The following is a 26355-nucleotide window of genomic DNA, read 5'->3' on the forward strand; positions in this document are numbered from 1 at the left end:
GCCGATGTTTGCACTCACATCGGCTTTGTTACTATTTACACAATTTTTTAAGAATTGTACGGTACTGAGTCTGGCAAAATATTGAGTGTAAATAATTCTGTGCGATTACTTATAAGTTTTTGTAAACTTCATCATCGTTTCGTTTTCCTACACGGAAAATATCAACCAGTTGATTGTCATCATCAATCGTGTAAAGGATTCTATATTCTCCTTGGTCAACACGATAACCGCCTTCATAGCCTTTTAAAGCTTTACAATCTTGCGGTCTAGGGTTGCCTTGTAAAGAGAAAATTTTTGATACAACTTGCTTGAATTGCTTGGATTGTAGGTCTAATAAATCTTTTTCTGCGGTTTTAGCAATTCTCAGAGTGTAGCGATCGCTCATTCTTCATAACGGGCTATGACTGCCTCTAAAGTTGTAAATCCATCGTTTTCTGCAACAGCACGGCGTAACTGTTCAGAGTTGATGGCATCTTCTAGGGCTTCTAGTCGTTTGAGGTCTTCTAGGGCGATCATTGCAACCACTGCTTTGCCGTGTCGCTCGATTACAATACGTTCCCGTCCATACTCGACACGATTTATTAACTCTTGGAGATTGGCACGGGCTTCTGTTGCACTGATAGAATTTGTCATTTTGAACAAAATGTACAAAATATAAAATTTGTATATTTATTATAGTTGATCTGCTTGTTTTTAGTTCTCAAGCCCTACGCCACGCGTCATACATTTGCCACTTGGGCTATTACCTCTGGCGTGACCCCTGACAAAGTTGCGTTGTGGATTGGTGATGAAGTGCCAACGGTTCTCCGACACTACTGCCATCCGAACGTGGTAGATTCCGAGTGTCCGGACTTTTAAGGTACTGCAAATTTGCTACTCAATTTATTTGTCAATTCTCAAGATAAAAGCCCTAATTTTCGAGCATTTAAAGGCTAAATGACGTGTTGCCAGTACTTATAGGCTGTATATGCCATTGTCACAACTCCAGTGACGATCGCTGATTCATCAATTTCAAATAGGGGATGGTGGAGTGGATAATTTATGAGCCGATCTTGAAAACCCACACCTAAACGAAACATACTACCAGCAGAGTGTTCTAAATATACAGAAAAATCTTCTGCACCAAGGGAAGGTTCTGGTAAAACTTGGACGCGATCGCTTCCCCATGCTTCTTCTGCGGATGATTGTAATAACTGTGTCAGGAAGTAATCATTCTGCACACTAGGAACTCCCTGACGATAGTTGACTTCATATTTCGCACCGTAGGAATTGCAGACACTAGCAACTAACTTTTCAATCCAGTTGGGTAAATTAGCACGGGTTTCGGGATGAAGCGATCGCACTGTTCCCAATAACTGAACTTTGTCAGCAATCACATTCGGCGCTCTACCACCGTTAATTTTGCCTATGCTTAATACTACTGGGCGCAAAGGATTCTGTGTGCGGCTAATTGCTTGCTGTAGTGTAGTAATAACTTGGGAAGCGATCCAAATAGCATCGATGGCTTCGTGGGGACGAGCGCCATGTCCTGATTCGCCCATAATCATAATCTCTAGATCATCAGCCGCCGCCGTCAAGGCGCCATAACGCACACCTATTGAACCTGCGGGGATCGAAGGAAAAACATGAACACCCAAAACACCACTAACTTGATCCATTGCTCCATCTGATACCATCCAGCTTGCTCCTTGAGCAATTTCTTCGGCGGGCTGAAATAAAAATCGTACTTTCCCAGGAATCTCTTCGCAAATCTGAGACAAAATCATCGCAGTTCCCAAACCGACTGTGGCGTGAACATCATGACCACAAGCGTGCATCACACCTTCTGTACGAGAAGTAAATTCTACATCGGTACGTTCCTGTATGGGTAAAGCATCCATATCAGTACGAATTGCTAAAATCCGTTTATCCTCACCTGTACCTCGCAATTCTGCGATCACACCCGTTTTACCTACTCCTTCTTGTACATGCAGTCCACTGGAAGATAAAACTCCAGCCACAAAGGCGGCTGTTTGGTACTCTTGACCGCTCAGTTCTGGGTGAGAGTGGATATGGCGACGAATTTCTATTAGACGTGGAGCGATCATTGTTGCTAAATCTTTAATACGACTAAGCATTTTTCTATTATTTTAAAGTCTTTAGTTTAATGATAAAGAAGTGTTAATCTACAAATAACTTTTATTCACAACAACGAGTGTTACTGAAGCTCAGTTAATGTAAACTAATTGACCAAGTACTTTGACATTTAAAGTACTCCGCAGTCAAGAGTAATTTAGCTTGTTTTCAGTTTCTGGCTCTTGCGATTGGGGAGACAAGGAGGACAAGGAGGACAAGGGGGATAAGGAAGAAATTTAATAGCTTAATATAATGTATTTTTTATACTTAAATATTAATAAGTGGATGGAAATAGATGAAGTCAACATTCCAACCACTAAAATTCAGTCTGATAAAGCTTTTAGGCTTTTTGTTTTTACTTATCAATCTGTAGAACAGGTTGAGCCACTAATTTTATCTTCGTTAAATTTGTTACATTGTCCTGGGGAAAAACGCTGTAAAGACCACCAATAAGGCTTATTAGAGGTGATCACACCATTGGATAGAGTGGTGACTCGGAAGTTTGCGCCTCGATAATTAGTAAATTGTTCTCTAGCGCCCTTCAGGTTAGCACCTTCGAGATTGGCACCAATAAAACCAGTAAAACTCAGATTTGTATTATCTAGGGATGCTCCTTTAAGATATGTACCTGTAAAAGAAGCAGCGGTGAGATTTGCTCCAGTTAATGTAGCACTTTCCAGATTTGCACTTGTCAGATCGGCATTGGTGAGATTCGCACCAGTTAAAATAGCTGCTTTCAGATTAGCTTCGCGTAAATTTGCTCCAGTCAAATTAGCTCTACTTAAATCAGCACCACTTAAATCGCACCGAGGACAAGAACCTGATGCTTTTAGCTGGTCTAAATCTAGTTGATTAAAAGCAAAAGCCTGCTCTGTAACTCCAATACAGGCTAACAAGGCAGCTGTGGCGATAATCTGGAATTTCATGTTTTTTACAGTAATTTCAAAGTTGAAAATTCACTTAGGTGATGTACTGTTATCATAATAGGATTGACGCAAAAATTTATCGGTATAAAGCAGACATCAAGAAACTGTAAAACTACTGTAAAACCTAGTGATTTCACTAGTCAAAACCAAACTAAAGTTTATAGAATAAAAACATCAAACATTATACTGAAACTCTATAGCCAACGAAATATTGCATTCCCCCAAGCCGAAATAACCAAAAGGCAAGGGGGAATTCTTATTTTGAGTATTTAATTTTGCTGATATTGGGCATAGGGGGGGACAAGGGGAGCCACTGCGCCCTTGCGGGTTAAGAGCGTTGTAGCACGTGGCGTGGACAAGGGAGAATTATTTAACAAGTCTCTTCTCCATGCCCCATACCCCATGCCCTTTTCAATCACGCCATCCCAACAAGCGCAATCCAGGCACGACTAAGTAATGACTCACTCCCAACCAAAAACTAATTACAACACCTACCAAACCAAAAAAACCTATTTTCCACAATAATTCATGCCAGTTATTGGTAGGATTAAAAAAGTCGTTGAATATGCTCGGTGGTAGACCGACATAAAGCAAAAATGCAAATGGTAGTGCTGTACCAAAAGCAGTAACCACAGCATGAACTATATGATGGCTACGCAGACCTAAGCCCAGGGTTAGCAGTGAAACCGCTGCTAAAATCAAGGCTATCAATCCTTCACCATCTTCTTTTGGTGTGATTAATTGCAGAATGAACCAGCCAAATCCATAACCAAAAATTCCCATCAACGATGCAGCTAAAAACCGTCGTCGCTGTCCATAACCTCCGGCTGTCACTATTCCCCATGCAGTACCTAATCCAGCGCCAGCAAACAGAAGAATTTCTGATCCCAACACGGACTGATTGTTCCCTAACAAAAGAGATAATTGACTAGACAAGGATTCGCCAACTTGTTTTCCCCATTCTGTGTAATTGGCTAAAACATAACCAAAAAAAGTACCTCCAGCAGCGCCAACGCTGGTGAGAATCATTGTCCAAATAGTATCCAAACAGGCGCGAATAACTTTAGCGATCGCACCAAATACAAAAAGAATTATTTGACCAATGGCTTGGACAAAATTAACAACAGAGTTTTGAATTTGTTTTCTTAAATTAGAGAAAAATCTCAGAATCGGAGATAATCGAGTGTTGGTAAGAACTAAAGTTATGTTGCGACTGTTTGTTCTGTTTGTCCCTACAGGATTTGGTAGTGATTGATCAATCTGTGCTAAACGTCTTTGGATGACAGCTGTCTTTTCCGGACGCGATCGCGCTTCTTCTTGGATCATTTCATCGAGCAAATCTGCTAACTGTGGGTGAACACGACATTGTGAACGCCAGTGCAACTCTCCCGTCAAGGGATCTTCTAAGTCCACTGGATGCTTACCCGTCAGTAACTCAATCATTGTTCGGCCCAGAGCATAAAAATCAGCACTGGGTTCAACATGGCCTCCCATCACCTGTTCAGGCGGACTATAACCAGAAGAAAACAACTTTGTAGATCGTGGTTGAGAAATAACACTTGTTGCAGCAAATTGTTTTGCTCCGCCAAAATCAATTAGTACCAGCTGATTTGCTTCTCTGCCTTTTCTTTGATCAAGGGGGGATTTAGACAGAGTACGCAGCATCAAATTAGAAGGTTTGATATCACGATGAATAATATTGCGTTGGTGCAAATGCCGTAAAATTTCCACAGCTTGGCTTAACCAATTCAACACCAAATCTTGTGGACATCCTTGAGGATACTGCTTATATAATACTTCCTCCAAAGTTTGACCATTAATTTTTTCCATCACCAAACAAGGTAGAGTCTGCTGTCCCTTCCCATGAACCCAAACGCGTTGAAAATAACCATCTGACTCGACTTTGGGAACGCCAGGATGTCGCAAATTGCTTAAAACTGATGCTTCTTGAGCAAACAACTCTCGTGCTTTTGGTGAATCTTCTACCAACACCTTTAGCACCCTTTGGGTTTGAGTTTTTTGATCCCAAACTGTGTAAATTTGGGCAAAGCCTCCCGATCCCAAGCGCCTCATAGGGACATAGCGATCTATCAGCTGTAGAGGCGCACCACAGCAATGGCAGAATTTGTTCCCCCAACGCTGAGGATAGGGACGCTGACAGTCTGGATTGATGCAGTGAATTTCAGTAGTGTTGAACACAACCGCTCAAAGACAATGGCTGAGTTGATTATAATCAGGGGATCGGGGATTGGGGATAGGGGGGCTGATCAATTAAAAATTAAAAATTAAAAATTAAAAATTGGGAAGGGGGACAAGGAGGACAAGGAGGACAAGAGAGAGAATAAACATCAATACCCGATCCCCGATCCCCTTTCCCTAACAACTAAAGCCATCCCAAGCCATGGGAAAAGTATGTTCTAAGACGGAGGAATAATCTTGATTGTTGCTATGGGTTTCTTCATCTAAGACTTTAACGACTTTATTATATATTTCGTCTGCTTGTTGAGGAGAATCGCCGATGCTGGTTAAGCCTAGCTTACCAAACTGGGACAGACAGCCCATCAAATGAAAAACAGTACCTGTTTCTGTGCCGGTGTCAAAGTGCAGCCTGTGATGGGCGATAATGTCCATTAAGTCGTTAGGTAAGAGTCCTCGATAACGATCTTTTTGCAGGTTGTCGGTGGCGATGTAGTATTTGGGACGTCCTTGCTGGGAGTAAAATAAGCCTGTAGAAAAGTCGTAACGTCCGTTGGTTAATAATTTTAAGGTCATAAAGGGATGGGTGGTTCCGCCTTTACGCAAGTTAATTTCTATTGCTTGTAGATCCCATTGTCCATTGTCTTGCTCAACGGCGATAAAATCGACTCCAAATCGTTCGAGTGCGCCTTTTTCTGCCAATTTCATCCCAATTTTTGTGCCTAACAATTGCAGTTGGACACGATAGGCTTCATCCGCAGGAAATCGACAACCAAGATAAATCTGTCCATCTGGGCCACCAAGAATTTGGTCATGGGTAGAAAGGATTTCCACTTCACCTAGCGGTGTAATCCGTCCTTGGACACTGGGCGATCGCTTAACTTCACCCTCCACAAATGCTTCTACAATTGCGCCTAACTCAGCAATCCGTCCGGAAAAGTTTTCCCATGTCTCTTGGCTAGTTTGAAAACCCATTTTGGGCAAGCGATCGCTAATCGCTGCTAAACGTTCAGCATGAGAACCATTAGGAGGTGCGACATCCGCCACTGATCTTAAGTCTAATAGCGCATTTCCTTCTCCTGAAAAGCCTTCATTGAGCTTTACAACCATTCTTTTTAATGTCGGCTGGCGTTCCCATAATTGCACAGCAGCTTCTTCCAAATCGGTAACACTGTGAACTAATTCACTACCATCTGGATATGGCACGACCGTTTCTGCAAATATTTGACGGCTACCACTTTTTGTTCCCCAAATCTGCAACTCTGGTGCCGCAGCATATAATGGTACATTTAATTTGACAGATAATTCTGCTTCTAATGGCGTTGAATTATAGCAGATCATAAATGATTTATCAAGCCTTAAAGCTTGGCGAATACGACGCAGCAAGCGGGGACGTTCTAAAATTTTTTGACTGAGGGGTTTTAAGGAAGAATCATAGGTGGAAAGTAATAGCAAACGATTGCGAGCATGGGAAAAGGGTATGCCTGGTAAAAGTTGTAAATAATAGTCGATAATACTAGGATGTAACGGCACAGATGTGACATAAATTAATCGATTGCGTGGATTCCACAAACGAATCAGTGAGAATAATAATCGCTCTTCATAGTGTTCGTAACCTTCGACTTTTTTAAGTTCTCGCTGATCAATACTAAGAGAGGGAATAACTAATATATCTACATCACTGCTTTCGGTAGGGCCTTCAATACTTTGCCAGCGATCGCGCAAAGTTAACTGAAGAAATTTAAACGGGTCAGTTTGCTCTAAATCAGAAAAGTTTAATATTTGCATAATCTTACCCCTGTACTCCTGCTTTGTTCCCTCAGCCAGATTTCCTAATTTCACATATATCCTAAGTAATAAACCAATGCGGACGGTATGCAACACTTCTTAGAAATTAATTAATTTGTTGCTGAAATTTTACGAATTGCATAAAAAACTCAGTGAAAAACTGATTCTTTTTCATCGAGATCAATATATAGTGAATCATCCATTAATCACGGCTAAAAAACAAGAGTTAATTTTATTGCTAAAGTAATACTGAGGAGAAATAAATTTTCCTAATTTTGTTTACTTCTTAAGATTGATATATTTTTATTTTTGTTTATATCTTGAGAATGATAAATTGCCATAACTTAACAGTTAATTTAATTACTGAGAGGAGCGATTTTTAATCAAGGCAGATTTGTGTAGTGAGGTTCGTTAACAAGGAGCGTGCTTTTGGTGTGAGGAAAAGCTCTTTTGTTTACATACTTTTGTTCTAGCGACAAGTAGTAAGCAAAGAGTTCTATTTTTAGAGATTATAATTTTTTAAGCTCTTAGAGGACTAAAGTCCTCACTACAAACCTACTTTTACCTTTCATTTGAGAGATGAGTTAGCTTTGAGAGATTGATAATATGGCAAACAAATTGAAATCAAAAAAAGCTGCTTATTATGTCATCTAAAACACGTTTGCATGGTACTGATTTAGTGGATTGTGCAAGAGCAAATGCCAAACAGGGAATTGAAACCGCCGCTTATCAATGTGGTTATGGTGATGATTTGAATACCTTTGCACAGGAATTAAGAAAAGCTTGTGAAGAAATGAATTTGCAAGCTAAGGAACTCACTGATCTGATTGTCGATCAGGACTTAGTGCTGAGTTTAGGTGAAGGTGAAATTGTCGCCCCTGACAGTGATTCACAACTTTAACAGTTAAGTATCATTTGTGGAGATAGGGAGGGGGAACGGGGGTGTTTACTAGATGATTGCAAATTCCTACTGACAGATGCTTGGTTGTGATTTTGCATTAATTGTGTATCGGTAAGCAGCCAATTTGGTGCTGTGTGATTAATGACTATATCCGCGTTGGGTTGAAATGTTTGGTACATGACTCCAATCAGAGCATCTTCTGGGAGATTTACAGGCTTTTTGCGCCAAATAGTAGTTACTAAATAATCATTTGAGCTGTAGATTCTTTTTCTGCGGGACTAAGTTGTTCTAACAGACGCTTGACGATTTTTGCTGGTAACTCATCAAATAACTTGGCTCGATCATCCGGTGACATTTACTCGACAATCTCACGCACTTCCTGACTTCTGAGTTCCTCAATCAATCGTTCTTGGACAGTGTAATCAAGATATTCGTATACTTCGATCGCCTCATCTTTAGAAAGTAACCGAAAAGCGATCGCGTGCATTGTTTCCGGTAATCCTTCTATAGCTTCAGCAATATCTACAGGTTGTACAGGTACTAAAATGGCTTTAGCTCCACGCAAGTCCCCAACTTCCAATAAACTTTGTAATTGCGCTCGCACTAAATCCCGCAATTCCCTGCGTGAAAAATCTTGGAGAACAGGAGACGTATTGTTTGGAGTTTGCATAATAACAATCAAAGTGATGGGATAATCCAATTTGAATCAGGCTACCCCTAGTCGAGGGGAAAGTGAGAATTGGAAAAAACAAATTTATGATTTTTTTCTGCTTTGGGCTAGGGTGGATGTAAAGTTTTTATCTAGATTTTTATAGTTTTTTATCCTGGCAACAGTTAACTTGCATATTTTCAGGTTTGACAAAAACCGTCAATACCTCTAGTTAGGTAAAACAGGGTGTAATTTTGTAGGGTGCGTTAGGCATAACGCACCCTACTATACAGGCTTTGGTGTCTGGATGTGATTGAATCGTAGATTACAGTCAACAACCAGTACCCGCATTGTCAGAAAAAATGTAACCTGGGTAGATGTATTATTGCGAGAGAAAAGGTTAAGAACAGGTAAATAATATTTCACTTAAATATTTACATTATTAAGCAAAATATAACACAACGACAAGATATATTTTCCTGTCGTTTTTTGTCAATTTATAAATAAAACTCTAGGAATTTAAGAGTAAAATTTGACATTGTTATGCTCAGAGTTTCGAGCATAACGATGACACTAAATAACGACGAATGCATTGCCCTGCTTGAGCAAATTCGCTGGGCTGGAAAGCCAAGGTGTCCGTATTGTGGTTCAACTAAAGCAACTGCATACAAAAGTGAACGCAGATATCACTGTAACGAATGTTTTACTTCATATAGTGTTACGGTTGGTACTCTGTTTCACAAGACTCATGTAGAATTACAGAAGTGGTTTATAGCGATTCGACTTGTGCTGGATTCACCAGGAGGTATCAGTGTGCGTCAGCTTGCAAAAGAGATTGGGGTTAATAAGAATACTGCTTGTTACATGATTGAGCGTATTCGTAGGGCGATGATTGAGGAGCAAGAAATTATATATAAAATTGCAGATATTGATATCCTCAAGAATTTTTAAGTTTATTCTTTTTACTTCATTTTAGAGATTTAGGATTTTTAATATGAAAAATCATTGGAAAGAATTTTTCATGCTCAGACCCTCCTCAGTTTTCATTATTTTTTTTGGTATATTGACTGGATTAATAGGCTATAAATATAGCCAGATTTCTGAAAATCCTTCTGAAAGAGATAAGTTTATCTGGTCTTATATTTTTGGATCTGCTGCTATCACTATTAGTAGTATTAAATGGATTGACTCTATCGTTTCTAAAGAAATTGAAGCAAAAACAAATACAAATTTAGCAGAGAAAATTGACCAAGAGATGAATATGTTTAAAAATGACTATAGCAAAGATATAGAGGATTTAAAAAAAGAGATTGATGATTTAGAAATTCCTTATGAACAACGCCAGAAAATCATAGATAAATTTGAAAGTATACGATCAGCAAATAATCAATTCAAAGTTCGTCGTAAAGCAGATAAAGAAATCGCTAATTGGCTGGATATTAGAGATAATAAAAGAATATTGATAGAAGTCGCGATGGATTCAGTATCAAATTCAAAATGTCAAATTAATGACGAATACATACATGAAATTGACAAGAACATCCGTCACTGTATTATTTGGTTGCGCTATAGTGTTGAAGATGGAAAAGCTCGAAAGTTTGATCCAGAAAGGTATGCTTCAGCAATGATAAAAGTTTCGCCTGGTATATACGAACCATATGAAATTGCACTTAATGCTATTAAAGAAGCTCTTAAAGAGCAACCAAAAATCAAAGAATTTTATAAGAAAACACCTAATGTAGAAAAAATGATTCAATTTTTAATACATAAAATACAGGAGTTGTCTGAAACAAAAAAATAAATAGTTGCTCTTAAAACATTTAGAATTAAATTTGTTTGATCTTTAAAAATCAATAGGATCAGTAGGCGCTGGTATTTGTCCTCTATCTATTTGATTTTGTATATCCCAATTGATGCGGAATTGAAGGTTAGTAACTTTTGTGATTAATGAGTATGGTAAACCTGGTATAGAGTTTAATTGTTGTATAATTTCTTCTATTTCTTGTTGATAAAAAATCAGCAATTCTAAATATTCATCTGGATAGTCTGGCATAAAAAAATTAGATTAATAAATTTACAGTTTTAACAGGTATTTACATTAAGTAGAATATTTACTAACAGCTAAAAAGTCACTACCGCTAACTAGGACACTGCCAAGTTATTTGTCAAGTTTCATCACAACCAAAATCAAAAATATTATGCGATCGCACCCTTACTAAATGTGATCGCACTCCCCCAACTCCTCTAAACTGTGAATACTTTAGAAGAATTCCAGCAAATGTATCAATAATTAACTACTGATACTCTACTGTAAAAAGCGGCGATGTCTGAGACAAGCGAATTTCTCTTAGTATGATCTGTTTCCCCAATGCGATCGCACATTAGCCCCCTCCCCGCAAGCGAGGAGGGGGAATGAGAGTGAGATAGAAATGGTGAGTTGTCTTGCTGAGTCATTTGATTATTAGAGGCTAGCTGGTTTATGTGTGTTTATTTTTCCCAGCTATGCCTTCTCCCATCAATCCCAATTCCCAGCTACGCTAAACTCATAGCAGCAACGCCGATTAAACTCAAATTCTTGCCATACAAATGAATTTAAAGCTTAAAAATCAATATTTGTCTCATCTAATCAAAGTTGTATCTATTATTGTGGTTACAAGTGCGATCGCTCTAGAATTGGCAAATATTTACGCATTACTGCATAACTTTCAGTTACCAAGCAGCCTGAGTCCGATGTTCTGGATGGGACGTTTCGTTATAACTGCTCACTTAATTGAAGCTGCGATCGCAGTTTTTTATGCATCTGCAAAGAATAATATACCAATCAAATATGGAATTTATACTTTTTTTGTAGGCACAGTTGGTTTACTAGAACTATTTGACCGAAAGTCGGAGGGCGCAAACCATTAAAGCTTACCCAAGATATTGAATGCGAAGCAAAAATCATCGACCACCTCCGCAGTTGCAATTTTTATTCACACCTTTCCTAAGTATGACTATTGATCTTTCCTTGTGACAGATGAGCTGGCTAAGTCAAACCACTAATATCTTTGGTGAATCAGGGAAATTCTTGGTTGGGTAGTTGGGAGATAATAGGTTATGCGCTGGGAATTTGGTCGTAGAAGTACAAATGTTGAAGATAGACGTGGAAGTCGGGTTTCTGCGCCTGTGGTCGGAGGTGGTATTGGGGCTGTGGTTTTGGCGGTGATTGTTGCCTTATTGGGAGGCGACCCCAGTATCATATTTGATCAAACACAAACACCGAGCGATCGCTCTTCTCAAACGCAACGTCCTGCAACGGAAGATCAGGCGGCTGATTTTGTTTCGGTTGTTCTAGCTGATACAGAGGATACGTGGAGTAATTTGTTTCAGCAAAGTGGAAAAACCTATGTAGAACCGAAGTTAGTGCTTTTTTCAGATGCAGTCAAATCTGCTTGTGGTTTTGCGCGCTCGGCTGTTGGCCCTTTTTATTGTCCCGCGGATCAAAAGCTCTACATTGATCTCAGTTTTTATCAGGATTTAAAAAATAAATATCAAGCACCAGGTGACTTTGCTCAAGCCTATGTGATTGCTCACGAAGTCGGACATCACGTCCAGAATCTTATGGGTATTTCCAGTCGCGTCAGTAGATTGCAACGTCAAGTTAATGAAGTAGAAGCCAATCAACTTTCAGTACGACAGGAATTACAAGCCGATTGTTTTGCTGGCGTTTGGGCGTATCATGCTGATCAATCACGACAAATTCTTGAAGCAGGTGACATTGAAGAAGCACTAAACGCTGCTAGCAGTATAGGAGACGATCGCTTGCAAAGTCAGTCAAAAGGATATGTCGTCCCAGAGTCTTTTACTCATGGTAGTTCAGCCCAGCGAGTGCGATGGTTTAAGCAGGGTATTCAGACAGGTAATCCAGCACAATGTGATACTTTTGCAGTCGCAAATCCTTAGAATTTAATCGAACAAGACGCGAAACTTTTTGCTATCGCCATACTAAAGTTCTTGTCATCAGTCAGTAGTAGAGTTACTTTTTTTTTGATAGTCATAATTTAAACATTCGTTTAATCACAAGAATCGATGGTCAGCTCTACCCTGATTGCTACAATCTATGTCAACCCCATGATGGGGAATGATGCCAATGCTGGGTCACGCTTAGTTCCATATAAAACCCTTACCAGTGCTTTAAAAGCAGCCAAAACTGGAATGATCATTCAGCTTGCACCGGGTAACTACACCAGTGCTAATGGTGAGATTTTTCCACTGATTGTCCCAGCTGGGGTAATGGTGGTGGGTAACGAAGCAACAAAAGGTCAAGGTATCGTTATTTCTGGAAGTGGAGAGTATCAAAGCGAAAGTTTTGGATTGCAAAACATCACACTGCTATTACTGGATAATGCTAGTCTCATGGGTGTGACTGTAACTAACTCGATCGCCAAAGGTACTGGTATCTGGATTGAATCTACAGCACCAACTTTAGCTAACAGTAGTTTGATTAAATGTGGTCGAGAAGGCGTATTTGTTACTGGTACGGCCAAACCAGCGATCCTCGACAATATATTTTCTGAAAATGGGGCTTCTGGGTTAGTAATGGCACGTAATAGTAAAGGAGAAGTGCTACGGAATGTTGTGCAAAAAAATGCCATTGGTATCGCTATCAGTGATTTTGCTGCTCCTTTGATTGCAAATAACAAACTATCAGAAAATCAGACTGCGATCGCTCTATCTCGTGATCCACGGCCAGTACTACGCCAGAATGTCATCGAAAAAAGTTCCCAAGGTGGTTTGTTAGTAAATGGTAACGCGATCCCTGATTTGGGTAGCACACAAGATCCGGCTGGTAATATATTTCGCAACAATTCTGGTTTTGATGTACAAAATGCCACATCAGCAAAATTAGTTTCGGCTGGAAACCTGTTAAATCCTGTGGGGATCAAGGGGTTGGTAGAGTTGAGTGCAACTGTTGAAGACACTGCCAAACCAACATCTGTGAACACGAGTTTTTCTGACATGTCAGGACATTGGGCAGTTGCTTTTGTAGAAGTTTTACTCAATAAAGGCTTAATTAGTGGCTTTGGTGATGGTACATTTAAGCCGCAAGCCCCAATCACTCGCGCTCAGTATGCTGCTGTGATTGCTAAAACTTTTGAACTACCTCTAAAAAATAAATACAGTAAATTTACTGATATTAAACCAGATTTCTGGGCAGCCGCAGCCATCGAACATGCCGCTAGTATGGGTTTTATAAGCGGATTCCCGGATAATACATTTCGACCAGGACAAAACTTAACAAAAATTCAAGCAATCGTATCGATAGTAAATGGGTTACAACTAAGTGGTGGTAATCCAAATGTGTTAACCGTGTATCGCGATCGCGCTCAAATACCAAGTTATGCTACTGAAGCTGTGGCCATTGCTACCCAGAAACTCCTAGTGGTAAACTATCCGCAAACGGAAATACTGGAACCTTTGCGGGACATCACTCGCGCTGAGGTAGTAGCTTTAATTTATCAAGCACTGGTAACTAGCGGTAAGCAAAAACCAATAATTTCTCCTTACATTGTCAATCCAGATGCTGATATTCCCTCATTTACCGATCTTAAGGGACACTGGGCAGAAGGATTTATTCGGGCATTAGTGAGTATGAATTTAACCCGTGGTTTTGCTGATGGTAGCTACCAACCAAATCAACTAATGACTCGCGCTCAGTATGCTGCTTTAATCGCAGCAGCTTTTAACCCCACTGCTAAACGTTCCGCACCAGAGTTTACTGATGTACCCAAGAATTTTTGGGCATACAAAGTTATTCAACAAGCAGCACAGGGTGGGTTTGTCGGTGGTTTTAATGATCGCACCTTCCGCCCGCAGCAAAATGTGCAACGGTTACAGGTGATTGTTTCTTTGGTCAACGGACTTAGTTTACCAGCAGCTAATGCTGATGTATTATCTGGGTTTAGCGATCGCAATAGCATTCCCGATTATGCTCGTACCGCAGTCGCAACCGCAACATTGCAAAAAATCATCGTCAATTACCCAGATACTAAACAAATTGCACCAACAAAAGAAGCAACACGGGCAGAAGTAGCAGCAATGGTATACCAAGCATTAGTTGCAATCGGGCGATCTCCAAAAATTAATTCACCATATATTGTTTCTCCTTTTGCAGTGGGGAAAGAGTAGAATGAAAGACACTCTTTTATCACTTAATGATTCCCCTTATCCCCAAAGGGAACCCTATCTTCCCCCTTCCCTTGTCTCCCCTTTCCCCAATCCCTGATCCCCAATCCCCGATCCCCGATCCCCAATCCCTGATCCCCAATCCCCGATCCCCAATCCCCTAAGAGTCTTCACAACAAATAAACTTATTTAAAACAATCTAAAAAACAGTAGCAAAAAGCTAGCCATATGCAACGGGAGCAAGATTTAGCCCTATTGCCTCAAACCGAAATTCCACCTTTTACACCAAGCTTGGGAACATCTGCCGACTTGGCAATAGCCTTATTGATTCACTATAGTTTTGATCTCAGTGGTTATCAGGCCAGTGAACTAGTTCATCGTTGGCAACAGCAATTCTCTGATAGTTGGTTACATATGGCAGTGATTGAAGCACTGTATCAGGGGCGTTATAAAGCGATATCAGTACAGCAAATATTAACACTTTGGCAACGACGAGGGCAGGCTGTCTTTCATTTCAATATGGAATTTGAGCGCCTAATTTGCAGTAAGTTTCCCGAAAGCTTGACTTCAGTGCCAACATGGTCTCAATTTTCTGCTTACCACAACCCTCGTCCCGATGAAGTGAAGCAGGAAAACCTGGAGACACGGGGATACGCAGACGCGGGAACACCGGGACAAGGGGGACACGGGGGACAAGGGGGACACGGGGACACTGGGACACTGGGACATGAGGACACGGAGAGATATATTGATAATTTCTCCGCGTCTCCCACTCACCGCGTCACCGTGTCTTCTTCCCTCCCCGCCACTCCTACTCCCAAATCACAACGCAAGCTGCTTCCAACTGCTGTAAATCATTCTCCGATTGAGCAATTTACTCCCCAAACAAGCGATCGCTCTCAGTCATTTACCTCAAAACTGAAAGCGATGTCTAATGACAAGCTACTAAGTGCCTATGCTCAAGAAACAATAAATGGTGAAATACCCTAAATTTTGAAATAATAATTAATGCGATCGCGTTATTTGATTTTGAATTTTAGATTTTAGATTGTGAAATATCTTACGTCAGTAATAATTAAGTCTTTCATATAACAGGGGCGACAGAAAAACACCCTGGTTGAAGTCGCCCTTCAAACAAAGGTAGTTATAGATCAACCATTAAACCGTGAATACGCTGATACTCACGTATCATGACGGCATTTTTTAACTCTATTTGAGAAAGAATAGAGTCAGGAAACTCTCCCAGTGCATAACGAGGCTGGTACCAACTTTGACTTTCAAAGTAACTCTGTAGCTTTTGCTCTTTAAAACGACGACCATGACGGGCATAGATTTCATTACGCATCAGCGTTAATTCCTTCCCATTACGACCCTTAAGGTCTGCTGAAGTGAGCAATCGCTGTTGGAATAAAGGCTTTGATGTTGCAGCCAATACTTGAGATTGAGGTAGTGGCGGTTCAGTTTGATTTTGATTAGCCTGGTTATTAGCTAGTTGTGGATTAGCCTTTTTAGGAAGAGATTTAGACAGTGGAGATGCAGTTTGATTCAAACTAGACTTTTTGGCGGGTTGCGAAGTCACCTGCGATTCGTTCTCCTCAGATGGCTCAAGTGCTGTAAAGCTTGACTCTGGGAGTTCGATTTCGGGTTTACTGATGTTTATTTTTTCTAAGGCATTGGTGCTGTATGCAGAAATATTACTGGCATATTTCTGTACTGATTTATTCTGCTTAGTGTTAGCTGAGGCAAATTGATCTGATATGACAGACCAACAGGAAACCCCTCCAACAGCAAATCCTCCAGCAAACATCATCGAAGCTAGCCCTACCTTAGAACTGAACCCTACGGTTGATGCTCGGCTGGGCATTTTTGTTTGTAGTCTGGACTGTGGTGAAGATGTCCGGGATTCTCGAGTGTAGTGGTCAATCTCATCGAGATTTTCATCATCCAGAAATATATAAGAAATTGTATCCAGCAATTTCTCCTGCTTCACAGGTTTATAGACTGAGTTTTCTTGGGTGGATTGTGTTGTTGACTCAGTAGGTTCGTAAAGGGGATAGCGTTGAATTGGATATATTGGTATTTCAGCAGATTTACCACAGGAGTTTTGTTTGATAAAGTCTGCTCTTGGTACAACAACTCTTTGAATCAAGGTAGTTTGCTGGAAAATTTCTTGTTGTTGTTTGTCTGACTCAGGTTTGTTTGGATCTGCTTCAGTTTCTAAACACTGGAGATCAATCATATCGGGATCATTCTCTCCTAATGGGAGTGAGAGTAGATTAGGGATGCCAAACACTTCCCCCTGTTGTGTATCATCAGGTTTATCGCAGTTCGTTTCGTTGAAAGTGGTCCTTTTGCAAGTATCCATGTTGCTGTTGAGAGTCTAGGTGGTTGTCTATGCTGCAAGTGCAAGAGGTGTTTGTGGAAGGATTTCCACACTAGTGTTTCTCACTAAAAGTACTAGGAAAAAGATGTTACTGTTATGGTTTTTACGATGAAGTCTTTCTATCTTCTCAATCTACTGTGGAATTTTGCAACTGTTTGACTATCAATTTTGACACAATTTTCTATACTCGCGTGAAAATAGCAACCGCGAGAAGATGGTAAAAAGGGCGTATTAGTAAGGGTGAAGAAGTAATTGTTAAATTTTTATTAAAGAACTAACTGTCTTAAAAATGGGGATCGGGGACAAGGGGGACAACTTCTCAGTTATCAGTTACCAGTTTAATTTGATCACTGATCACTGATAACTGTTAACTGATAACTGATTCATGCCCCATGCCCTAGTATCCAATTGGCTCAATCACAGTTCTCAAACCATTATTGTTAAGAATAGCTAACATTTGCTCGGCATTATACCGATTGCTAAACACTCCTGCTTGCATAACTGCTTTACCTTCCCAGAAAGTGGGAAAGGAACCAGGGGCTAGAAATCTGACTAATTCTTGATCTCTTTGAGTTTGTACTTCTGCTATTACCCGGTAGCGCGTGCCTAGTGAACCGCCAGCATAGGCTGTAGTTGAAGGATTTTTGGATACTGGTAGTTGATTCTTAACAGGAACATTATTGCTAGGAATAGCTGGAGATTGCACCACTGGCAATGATGGGATTTGATTTGTTGCCGTTTTGACTGATGTGGGTGTGACTGGATTAGGTGGAGATTGGGGTTGAGGTGCAACAAATTCGACTGTATTTGGTGCTACCTGTACATAATTGATTTGTGGTGTACTTGCTTGTTGCCAACCTGTAGCTGTTTGTTTAACTGTCAAGCTGCTAGGAATAGGAAATCTCGCAGTGTTTCTTGAGGTTGGTGATTTTGGTTGGCTAGAAGTCGTAGCTAATCTAGGAGTGGCTGGTTGTATGGATTGCTTTGGCTTGGTAACAGTGCCAACAACCTTAGAAGTCGAATTAGCTGGTTGTAGTGGTAGTAGTTGTCTGTTTAATGGTTTGGAAGCCCTGTTAACAGAAGAAGATACAACAGGCGAGGGAGAGGGAGGTAGTGACGGCTGAAAAGATTGGAGAACGGGAAGAGGGGGTAATTTCCGGGTGGAAGTAGCCGTAGTGGTTATGGTGTTAGTAGAGACACTGGGAGCAGAAAAGGTGATTTCCTGGTTTACTGGTGTTTTCTGGATGCTATTTGTGGTAGTGGGAAGGGATGGTAAATTTTGAGCGATCGCATCTGTTGTACCACTTGTGTTAACATCGCCAGCAATGCGATCGCCAGCAATAATGTTTCCATAGGCAGTAATAATCTGCTTAGTAGCACTAGCATTGATATCATAGCGACCATTGTTGCGAAACTGATTACCACCTGCTTCCGAAGTGTTACCTAAATCTGGTTGTGCTTGGGATAATATCACCAACCCATCCTCTTGATTACCCTCAATCACGTTATTCCGCAAAATGGGTCGAGAAGAAGCTTGCACAATGATTCCACTTCTATTGTTAATAATTCGATTACCTACCACCAGAGGATGAGCTTTTTGAGCAATGTTGATACCAAAGCCTGTTTGTTGAAACACATTCTCTCGTATTTCTGCACCAGAGGTATCAGTCACAGTAATCCCGTTAGCACTATTGCGCTCAAATAAATTGTTGCGGATGATCGGTGCAGTGTTGCCAGTGACAGTAATTCCATCTTGAGTATTACCAACAAATGTATTATCTGTAACAGTAAGATTGTTAGACTCAATCCATAAACCGTAACCACGTGGATTGGAGTTTGTCACCGTTATCCCTGTTAGTTTTGCTCCTTTGGCACTGACAATGGCGACATTTTTACTACCAAAACTCCGACTCAGGTAATCACCACCTCCACTGATGATGATGTCACGGCCTTTGCTACTACCATCTCCTTGAATGCTAATACCGGGCTTGAGTATCAATGGAAACTCTTCTCCTGCCTCAGTGGTGTAAGTTCCCTTAGCAAGCAGAATCACAGTATTGGGGTTAGCAACTCGCAAAGCCTGGGTAATAGTTTTCAAAGGACTATTTTCATCCCCGGTTCCCTGCTTGTCATTTCCGACACTTGGGTTGACAAACAACGCATTTACCTGAGAGATTGTTTTCTCAGTATGGTGTATCTGCTTTTGTGGTGGAGATGTCTGAGCAATGGCGCTATTAAAGTAACAGCTAATAAGCATCAGACTTGCAACTCCTATACCAGCAGCGTTCAGAAACAAACGCGCCGAATGATAAATAAAAAGCATTGTTACTTCTAAGTACGGATGTGAATTATGCTTTAAATTAATCTTCTGTGCTGCTAGAACGTCAGCCTGACAAGACTTAGAAACAACGAGGGGTAAATTCACTTTTTCTGCACTCCTTACAACCAATTAGCAATTTTTATACTCTCTAAATTGCAAAAATGTCGATGATATCACTCACATATGGGATCGGGGATTGGGGATCGGGGATCAGGGATCGGGGATCGGGGATGATAAGGGGGACAAGGGAGACAAGGGAGACAAGGGAGACAAGGGAGACAAGGAAACTCTTAGCAGTAAGACGTGGTGACAAATGAGAATAACCGATCCCCGATCCCCATTCCCCGATCCCCGATCTCCTTCACTCCAGGAGTAGAGGTTATAGTAAAAATATTTTATAATTCCTATTTTCTAATTCTTTATCTCGAACCTCAAATTTTTAATTTAAAGAAACAAAATATATGAAAAAATTATTGCAACTATGAAAGGGACTGACTGTTACGATCAAAACACTAATGGGATTGTTGTAATGGTCGAGCCATACAGCCAAAGAGAGCAAGTAAGTCAAGTTATTTGTCGCATCTTAGATGCAAATTTAGATCGTGCGCGTGAAGGTTTGCGAATTATTGAGGAATGGTGTCGCTTTGGTTTAAATAATACCCAGTTAACTGGGGAATGCAAGCGGATGCGGCAAGAATTAGCAACCTGGCATACTGCTGATTTAAGGGCGGCTCGAGATACACCGGGTGATCCTGGTACTGAATTAACCCATCCCCAGGAAGAACAGCGTGCTAGTATCAAATCTTTGCTACAAGCTAACTTCTGTCGAGTAGAAGAAGCTATGCGGGTGCTGGAAGAATATGGCAAGCTTTATCACCCAAATATGGGGAAAGCTTTGAAGCAGATGCGTTACCGGGTTTACACCCTAGAAAGTAATTTGATGGGTTATCAACGACATCAGTTACTTGTGCGATCGCATTTATATCTTGTTACCTCCCCCAGTGACAAAATACTAGATACAGTCGAAGCTGCTCTCAAGGGAGGATTAACTTTAGTACAGTATCGCGATAAGAAAGTTGATGATGCTGTCCGTCTCCAACAAGCTCAGAAATTACGGCAGTTATGTCATACTTATAACGCCATTTTTATTATCAATGACCGAGTAGATATAGCTTTGGCTGTTGATGCAGACGGGGTACATCTGGGACAACAAGATATGCCTATTGCTATGGCTCGACAATTGCTGGGGCCTCACCGCTTGATTGGTCGTTCTACCACAAATTCCGAGGAAATGCAACGGGCTGTCAAAGAAGGAGCAGATTATATCGGTGTTGGGCCTGTTTATGAAACTCCTACAAAAGAAGGTAAGGCTGCTGCTGGTTTAGATTATGTTCGTTACGTTGCGAAAAATTGTTCTATCCCTTGGTTTGCTATTGGCGGTATCGATCCCAACAACATCAATGATGTGATTGATGCTGGAGCGAAGCGTGTAGCAGTGGTGCGTGGCATTATGCAAGCCGAACAACCTACTTTAGTGACACAATATTTTCTATCGCAGCTGAATCGTATTCAACCAGATCCTGATCATTCCTATGTCGAATCAAATTACTATCCAGATCAATGGTGAACCTCGTAGCTGTGTACCTGAAACTGTTCTACCTGAATTACTTCAACAACTAGGGTTTAATCCTCGCTTGGTGGCAGTAGAATACAACGGTGAAATTTTACACCGTCAGTGTTGGCAAGAAACAAAAGTACAGCAAGGCGATCGCTTAGAAATTGTCACTATTGTTGGTGGGGGTTAATATTCAATTGCAGGGGGAGACACGGGAGACAAGGAAAGGAGGATTTATGTTTTGAAATTTCCTAAGTCAGCAAACAAGAATAGCGGGATTCGGGTATATAAAGCCATCGGTGCAAGCTTCTTTTGTTTGCTAGTATTTTTCCCCTACGTCCTAGTTGTTCGCGTAGTTGCTGGTTTTCACAAAGCTGGCGAAATGCTTGAAACATTTCTAAACCAGAATAGGGATTGACAATTAAGCCGTTTTCCCCATGACGAACTGTATCTGTCACCCAACCAAAGTTTGAGGCAATAATAGGTTTACCAAAGTAAGCTGCTTCTAAGTAGACCATGCCAAAACCTAAGTGACTGCTAGCACTGCGATCAAATAAAGTTAGTAAAGCAAATATATCGCAGGCTGCATAGTAACCAGCCAATTCCCGTTCAGCAACATGTCCAGCAAAGTGTACCCATCTGTCTAAGCGCAAGCGTCGTACTTGAGATTGTAATTTTGCCTCAAAAGGGCCTTGTCCACACAGTATGTAATGAACTTCCAGCCCGAAAGTGAGCAGTAGTGGTAAATTATCTATGACTAAATCAAAACCTTTATACTGTTGTAGATAGCCGACCGAGAGAATTACTACTGCATTTTCTGGAATGTCATGGTTGTTGCGTACCCGTAGACGTAATTCCTCAATTGCGGTAGGACTGGCTACACCAAATTTTTTTCTTCTAACTACAGGATGAATAACGTGAGTGGGGGTGTTGATCTGAAAATGAGTGGTGAGTAAATCTCGTGTCCAGCCACTATTGCAAACAATACCTTCTGCTCTTTTTAAAGTCAATGCAAACAGCGATCGCATTATCGGATTGCGTAAAGTATATAAAATATCATTTCCATGTAGATAGATAAAAAAGCGAATCGGTAAAAGATAGCTCAAAAACAACAGTGAAATAAAATCGTAGCCATGACCCCATTCGATATAGCGGTAATGATAGCGAAAATAAAGTTTTATTGCGAAAACAGCTGACCAAATTATATTTAGAGTTGGTTTGAGGATATTTTTGCTCAAACCATCACGCCAAGACTGGGGAATGTGCCAACGATACACAGGAAATACCTGTGACTTGTCAAAAGCTTGATCTCCTGCACAACTAGCAGTCAGAAGAATTACCCGATCTGTATCTTGTAGACAGCGATTATAAATATACTCCTCAATACCACCTTCTCTGGGTAGAAAAGTGCGGCATACGACTAGAATATCTGGAGATACAGTTTGTTCTCCAACGGTCGCTACCCTTGATGAAATCTGTTCCATCAGAAATTTAATAAATAAAATTTAAAAACTGATTTCGCTGTTGGTTGATAGTAAAGGCGTACAAATGTACGCCCCTACTGAATTAATAATTACATCAATCTCAAGTGTTGTCACACAACTAATTCAGTAGTGCGCTACACATTCTTAACACACTTCTCAGATTTGATATTCACTTTATTAATCAACTCTTAACTATTCTTTTAAGAACTTGTAGGTCTTGGGTTTTATAGTTGCGATCGCTACATCTCTAGCTGCATAATCGCAAAGAATTGTGTAACCGTTACTTAGTATAGATGTAATCAGTAGAATAACTAAATACCATCAAAATGTTCTGCCAAAATGCCGAATAGAAGTGGTTGGGGATCGGGGAAAGGGGAAAGGGGATTATTATTCTCCCTGCTCCCTTGTCCTCCCAATCCCCGCTCCCCGCTCCCCGATCCCCAAACAAGTACGGTTATTGCGACCGGATTAGGCTAGAGGATAGCTGCAAACACAGGATAAGAAACGATAAATTTAATATGTAGCTAGTGATGAGAGCTACTTTCACTTTTATATTCCCTGCATGGTACAGGCTAGCGTCACTCACCAAACGCAAAAACATTCCACCTTTGGACAAATTAATCAATATCGTTTTTCAAGTAACTGTGTTATGCATAAAAAACTACAACAAGTCTTCAAACCACTTTTAAAGCCGCTACTCCTCCTCTTTTTGGTGTTCACGTTGGCGCTGAGTCATGCTGACGGCGCATTAGCAGCTAGTGGGGGTCGAATTGGTGGTGGTTCCTTCCGAATGCCTAGTAGTGGTCGTGGCTACTCCTCACCCCGCACTTATGCACCTCCTGGTGGGGGATACGGCGGTGGATATTATCCAGGGTATCCAGGTGGTGGATTCGGATTTCCTTTTATAGTGCCAATATTTGGTTTTGGTGGTGGACTATTTGGCCTGTTGATTTTTTTGGCGATCGCTGGCTTTTTAGTACAATCATTCCGTCGTGCTGTGAGTGGTGGTGGTGACGATATCGATTACAGCAGCAACCCTACAGTTTCCATCAGTCAGTTACAGGTGGGTTTATTAGCTAATGCCCGTAGTTTACAACCAGAACTCAACTACATTGCCGAAACTGCTGATACCAATTCTTCACAGGGTAGAGCTGAAGTCTTACAAGAAGCTAGCCTCGCTTTACTCCGTCATCCAGAATATTGGGTCTATGCAGGTGGTGGTACTCAACAAGCACGTCTGAATGCAGCAGAATCAACATTCAACCGTTTAGCATTGGCTGAACGTAGCAAGTTCAGCGAAGAAACTTTGTCTAACTTCAACAATCAGCTCAAAGCCGCACGCAAAGAGGCTTTACCGTCTGCGGATGAACTCGACAACCCAACTCGCCTAATCAGCGAAGGACCAGGAGAATACATCATTGTGACTCTGTTGGCTGCGACTCTTGGTAAATTTGAAATACCACAAATCAACAACGCCGATGACTTGCGTCAAGCCTTACGTCAAATCGGTAGTATTCCTGGTGAACAACTGTTAGCCTTTGAAGTACTGTGGACTCCACAAGCAGAAGGCGATGTCCTTACCAGTGAAGATGTTTTGGCACAATATCCAGAACTGAAACTGGTTTAATTGTTTTGTTTGTGTCGGGATAACCGAAAAATTTTGCTTCTAAATCATTCGTCGTAAACAACAAGATCCCCGACTTCGCAAGAGTTGTCGGGGATCAGGCTCTCTAAATACTGACAACTCCTATACCCCACACCCCTAGTTTTGGTCATTGCGAAACTCCAACATGAAAGGAAGCGTCAACACGTAAGGATTCTCATTAAATCTGCAACAATAATTTTAGAGAAACTGTCACGATTACGTAATTAACTAGACTGAAAAATAAGGTTGTGGTTATGCGATTTTCCCAACTACCCAGGTCTATTCGACAACTCGGAACCCATTTATTAGCCATAATTTTAGGAGTTGTACTAACTGTTGGCACTCTCCAAGTGTCACCTTCCCAAGCTGACCCAGCACCTAAGTCAGTTACAAATGACACACCACAACTTATTGCTCAAAAGCAATCACCAGCCACAGCAGCTATTGGTAACAGCAGCTTTGTGACTGCGGCTGTGAATCGTGTGGGTGTGGCTGTAGTGCGGATTGATACTGAGCGTACAGTTACCCGTCGTCTCCCTGATATTTATGAGGACCCATTTTTCCGCAGGTTTTTTGGTGAAAGTTTCCCTCAACAGTTACCCCCGGAACAATTACGTGGCTTAGGTTCTGGTTTCATTATTGACAAAAGTGGCTTAGTTATGACTAATGCCCATGTAGTCGATAATGCTGATAAAGTCACAGTCCGCCTTAAAGATGGGCGCACTTTTGAGGGCAAAGTTCAAGGTGTGGATGAAGTCACCGATTTGGCTATAGTTAAGATTAACGCTGGCGGTGATTTGCCTGTAGCACCTTTGGGTTCTTCTTCTAATGTCCAAGTAGGAGACTGGGCGATCGCAGTTGGTAATCCCTTGGGATTTGACAACACCGTTACCTTGGGAATTGTCAGTACCCTCAGACGTTCTAGCGCCCAAGTTGGTATCCCTGACAAGCGCTTGGACTTTATTCAAACAGATGCTGCAATTAACCCTGGAAACTCTGGTGGACCGTTATTGAATGACCGAGGCGAAGTCATCGGTATTAACACAGCAATTCGTGCTGATGCAATGGGGATTGGTTTTGCTATTCCCATCGACAAAGCCAAACAAATCACAGCTCAACTGCAACGCGGTGGTAAAGTAGCTCATCCTTACTTGGGTGTGCAAATGATCACTCTCACATCCCAGTTAGCCAAAGAAAGCAACAATGACCCCAATTCTCAGTTCCTGATTCCAGAAGTGAACGGGGTTTTAGTAATGCGGGTTTTACCTAATTCTCCAGCTGCTACAGCAGGTATCCGACGCGGAGATGTGATCACCCAAATCGATGGACAAGCAATTACTAGTGCTGAACAACTGCAAAATCTTGTGGAAGACACTCGTATCGGCCAAGTATTACAGGTGAAAGTCCAACGCGGAAATCAGACACAGCAATTATCAGTACGCACAGATGAATTAAAGGGTGCTTCGTAATTAGTTACTAGTTGGTTGTTGGTTGTTGGTTGTTGTTTTTTCCAGACAACAAACAACAACCAACTAACTTACTTTTTTACTAAAAACTGACGCAAACTTAGTAAATTCAAACTTTGTCCTAAAGCAAGTGGCAAAATTGAGATTCCTTCTAGGCGAGATTGTACCCAACCTTCCCCCCAGTACCATTCGTGAAAACCATCAATTCCTTGACTCAAGATTAAGCGCAGACGATTGGAATCTGCGACATCGACTTGATGATGAATCGCAACTGGCCCGAATCGAGTTGTAAACTGAAATCCTGGATGTAATTGTTCTGGCATTCCGATGGAAAGACGACCAGAGAGTAGCCATTTTTCTAGTTGTGCAGGACGCAGCAGACTGTCACTAATAGCAGTTGCTGGTGCTTCTATTTCTATCCTGAGTTGAGTTTTTTGGAAATTACCTAGCATTGTTAACGCGATCGCTTTTTCTTTTAGTATGACAAAGACTTGAGATCAGCAGTACTAAATGCATCTGACACCGATAGCGATCGCAAACTTAGAGACTTCCAAATCAAAAATATCGGCGTTGCAAGGGATAGGGGAAAGCCGCTTGTGGTTGGTACGGTTATTATCATCCTTGTTTCCTAATATTTAGTCACTTTTGATCAAGCTATGAATTTAAAATAAAGAAAGTAAAATTGTAAAGAAATGTAAGGAT

The 26355-nt window shown here is 41.0% G+C and carries 23 protein-coding genes and 1 pseudogene; 11 read left to right on the forward strand and 13 right to left on the reverse strand.

Annotated features, from left to right (window positions below; genetic code table 11):
• Positions 1-109: 109 nt before the first annotated feature.
• From ACE1AT_RS19525 to ACE1AT_RS19550, 6 genes are all read right to left on the reverse strand, one after another.
• A complete protein-coding gene (locus ACE1AT_RS19525) occupies positions 110-385 on the reverse strand; it encodes a type II toxin-antitoxin system RelE/ParE family toxin (RefSeq protein ID WP_374871283.1) in 276 nt (91 codons plus the stop codon).
• Positions 382-633: a type II toxin-antitoxin system Phd/YefM family antitoxin gene (locus ACE1AT_RS19530; RefSeq protein WP_374871285.1), complete on the reverse strand. Its 252-nt coding sequence runs from the start codon at positions 631-633 to the stop codon at positions 382-384. Before ACE1AT_RS19530 ends, ACE1AT_RS19525 begins: the two co-directional genes overlap by 4 nt.
• Before the next feature lie 299 nt (positions 634-932).
• Positions 933-2117, reverse strand: a complete 1185-nt coding sequence (locus ACE1AT_RS19535; protein ID WP_374871287.1) for a M20 family metallopeptidase — start codon at positions 2115-2117, stop codon at positions 933-935.
• 360 nt (positions 2118-2477) lie between these two features.
• Positions 2478-3041, reverse strand: coding sequence for a pentapeptide repeat-containing protein (locus tag ACE1AT_RS19540; RefSeq protein ID WP_374871289.1), 564 nt, complete (start codon positions 3039-3041; stop codon positions 2478-2480).
• Between the two features lie 411 nt (positions 3042-3452).
• Positions 3453-5240, reverse strand: a complete 1788-nt coding sequence (locus ACE1AT_RS19545; RefSeq protein ID WP_374871291.1) for a serine/threonine protein kinase — start codon at positions 5238-5240, stop codon at positions 3453-3455.
• A gap of 177 nt (positions 5241-5417) precedes the next feature.
• Complete coding sequence (locus ACE1AT_RS19550) at positions 5418-7025, reverse strand: peptide ligase PGM1-related protein (protein ID WP_374871293.1); 1608 nt, start codon at positions 7023-7025, stop codon at positions 5418-5420.
• Positions 7026-7668: 643 nt separating this feature from the next.
• Between ACE1AT_RS19550 and ACE1AT_RS19555 the strand changes: the two genes are divergently transcribed.
• Positions 7669-7926 carry a hypothetical protein gene (locus tag ACE1AT_RS19555; protein WP_374871295.1) on the forward strand — a complete coding sequence of 86 codons (258 nt, stop codon included), beginning with the start codon at positions 7669-7671 and terminating at the stop codon, positions 7924-7926.
• Positions 7927-8170: 244 nt separating this feature from the next.
• On the opposite strand, the pseudogene ACE1AT_RS19560 reads toward ACE1AT_RS19555, so the two are convergent.
• A pseudogene (locus ACE1AT_RS19560) lies at positions 8171-8596 on the reverse strand (magnesium transporter MgtE N-terminal domain-containing protein); the annotation flags it as partial.
• A gap of 546 nt (positions 8597-9142) precedes the next feature.
• Here ACE1AT_RS19560 and ACE1AT_RS19565 point away from each other — a divergent pair.
• On the forward strand, positions 9143-9526 hold the full coding sequence (locus tag ACE1AT_RS19565) for a transposase (protein ID WP_374871297.1): 384 nt from the start codon (positions 9143-9145) through the stop codon (positions 9524-9526).
• Between the two features lie 43 nt (positions 9527-9569).
• The gene (locus ACE1AT_RS19570) at positions 9570-10376 is read left to right on the forward strand and encodes a hypothetical protein (RefSeq protein ID WP_374871299.1); all 807 of its coding nucleotides are present in this window, start codon (positions 9570-9572) and stop codon (positions 10374-10376) included.
• A 42-nt stretch (positions 10377-10418) separates the two neighbouring features.
• Here the strand turns inward: ACE1AT_RS19570 and ACE1AT_RS19575 are convergent, their stop codons facing one another.
• The gene (locus tag ACE1AT_RS19575) at positions 10419-10628 is read right to left on the reverse strand and encodes a hypothetical protein (RefSeq protein WP_374871301.1); all 210 of its coding nucleotides are present in this window, start codon (positions 10626-10628) and stop codon (positions 10419-10421) included.
• A gap of 533 nt (positions 10629-11161) precedes the next feature.
• Here ACE1AT_RS19575 and ACE1AT_RS19580 point away from each other — a divergent pair.
• The 4 genes from ACE1AT_RS19580 (at position 11162) to ACE1AT_RS19595 (ending at position 15730) form a co-directional block, all read left to right on the forward strand.
• Positions 11162-11482 carry a hypothetical protein gene (locus tag ACE1AT_RS19580; RefSeq protein ID WP_374871302.1) on the forward strand — a complete coding sequence of 107 codons (321 nt, stop codon included), beginning with the start codon at positions 11162-11164 and terminating at the stop codon, positions 11480-11482.
• Positions 11483-11671: 189 nt separating this feature from the next.
• Positions 11672-12517 carry a neutral zinc metallopeptidase gene (locus ACE1AT_RS19585; RefSeq protein ID WP_374871304.1) on the forward strand — a complete coding sequence of 282 codons (846 nt, stop codon included), beginning with the start codon at positions 11672-11674 and terminating at the stop codon, positions 12515-12517.
• A gap of 126 nt (positions 12518-12643) precedes the next feature.
• Entirely contained in the window at positions 12644-14743 is a 2100-nt protein-coding gene (locus ACE1AT_RS19590) for an S-layer homology domain-containing protein (protein WP_374871306.1), read from the forward strand.
• A 225-nt stretch (positions 14744-14968) separates the two neighbouring features.
• Positions 14969-15730, forward strand: coding sequence for a hypothetical protein (locus tag ACE1AT_RS19595; protein WP_374871308.1), 762 nt, complete (start codon positions 14969-14971; stop codon positions 15728-15730).
• A 154-nt stretch (positions 15731-15884) separates the two neighbouring features.
• Here the strand turns inward: ACE1AT_RS19595 and ACE1AT_RS19600 are convergent, their stop codons facing one another.
• Together ACE1AT_RS19600 and ACE1AT_RS19605 are read right to left on the reverse strand one after the other, a co-directional pair.
• Positions 15885-17105 carry a YARHG domain-containing protein gene (locus ACE1AT_RS19600; RefSeq protein ID WP_374871310.1) on the reverse strand — a complete coding sequence of 407 codons (1221 nt, stop codon included), beginning with the start codon at positions 17103-17105 and terminating at the stop codon, positions 15885-15887.
• A 415-nt stretch (positions 17106-17520) separates the two neighbouring features.
• Positions 17521-19446, reverse strand: coding sequence for a DUF1565 domain-containing protein (locus tag ACE1AT_RS19605; protein ID WP_374871341.1), 1926 nt, complete (start codon positions 19444-19446; stop codon positions 17521-17523).
• A 478-nt stretch (positions 19447-19924) separates the two neighbouring features.
• Here ACE1AT_RS19605 and ACE1AT_RS19610 point away from each other — a divergent pair, with 478 nt between their 5' ends.
• Together ACE1AT_RS19610 and thiS are read left to right on the forward strand one after the other, a co-directional pair.
• Positions 19925-21070, forward strand: coding sequence for a thiamine phosphate synthase (locus ACE1AT_RS19610; protein WP_374871312.1), 1146 nt, complete (start codon positions 19925-19927; stop codon positions 21068-21070).
• Positions 21036-21248, forward strand: a complete 213-nt coding sequence (thiS, locus tag ACE1AT_RS19615) for a sulfur carrier protein ThiS (protein WP_374871314.1) — start codon at positions 21036-21038, stop codon at positions 21246-21248. Before ACE1AT_RS19610 ends, thiS begins: the two co-directional genes overlap by 35 nt.
• A gap of 61 nt (positions 21249-21309) precedes the next feature.
• Here thiS and ACE1AT_RS19620 read toward each other — a convergent pair whose 3' ends face one another.
• Complete coding sequence (locus ACE1AT_RS19620; protein ID WP_374871316.1) at positions 21310-22542, reverse strand: glycosyltransferase family 4 protein; 1233 nt, start codon at positions 22540-22542, stop codon at positions 21310-21312.
• Positions 22543-23191: 649 nt separating this feature from the next.
• On the opposite strand from ACE1AT_RS19620, the gene ACE1AT_RS19625 reads away from it, so the two are divergent.
• The gene (locus ACE1AT_RS19625) at positions 23192-24169 is read left to right on the forward strand and encodes a DUF1517 domain-containing protein (protein WP_374871318.1); all 978 of its coding nucleotides are present in this window, start codon (positions 23192-23194) and stop codon (positions 24167-24169) included.
• A 272-nt stretch (positions 24170-24441) separates the two neighbouring features.
• Complete coding sequence (locus ACE1AT_RS19630) at positions 24442-25656, forward strand: HhoA/HhoB/HtrA family serine endopeptidase (protein WP_374871320.1); 1215 nt, start codon at positions 24442-24444, stop codon at positions 25654-25656.
• Positions 25657-25724: 68 nt separating this feature from the next.
• Here the strand turns inward: ACE1AT_RS19630 and ACE1AT_RS19635 are convergent, their stop codons facing one another.
• Together ACE1AT_RS19635 and ACE1AT_RS19640 are read right to left on the reverse strand one after the other, a co-directional pair.
• Positions 25725-26105 carry a hypothetical protein gene (locus ACE1AT_RS19635; RefSeq protein WP_374871322.1) on the reverse strand — a complete coding sequence of 127 codons (381 nt, stop codon included), beginning with the start codon at positions 26103-26105 and terminating at the stop codon, positions 25725-25727.
• A gap of 23 nt (positions 26106-26128) precedes the next feature.
• Positions 26129-26272 carry a hypothetical protein gene (locus tag ACE1AT_RS19640; protein ID WP_374871324.1) on the reverse strand — a complete coding sequence of 48 codons (144 nt, stop codon included), beginning with the start codon at positions 26270-26272 and terminating at the stop codon, positions 26129-26131.
• Positions 26273-26355: the final 83 nt, after the last annotated feature.

The organism is Pelatocladus sp. BLCC-F211 (assembly GCF_041928655.1).
In the GTDB taxonomy this organism is placed as follows: Bacteria; Cyanobacteriota; Cyanobacteriia; order Cyanobacteriales; family Nostocaceae; genus Pelatocladus.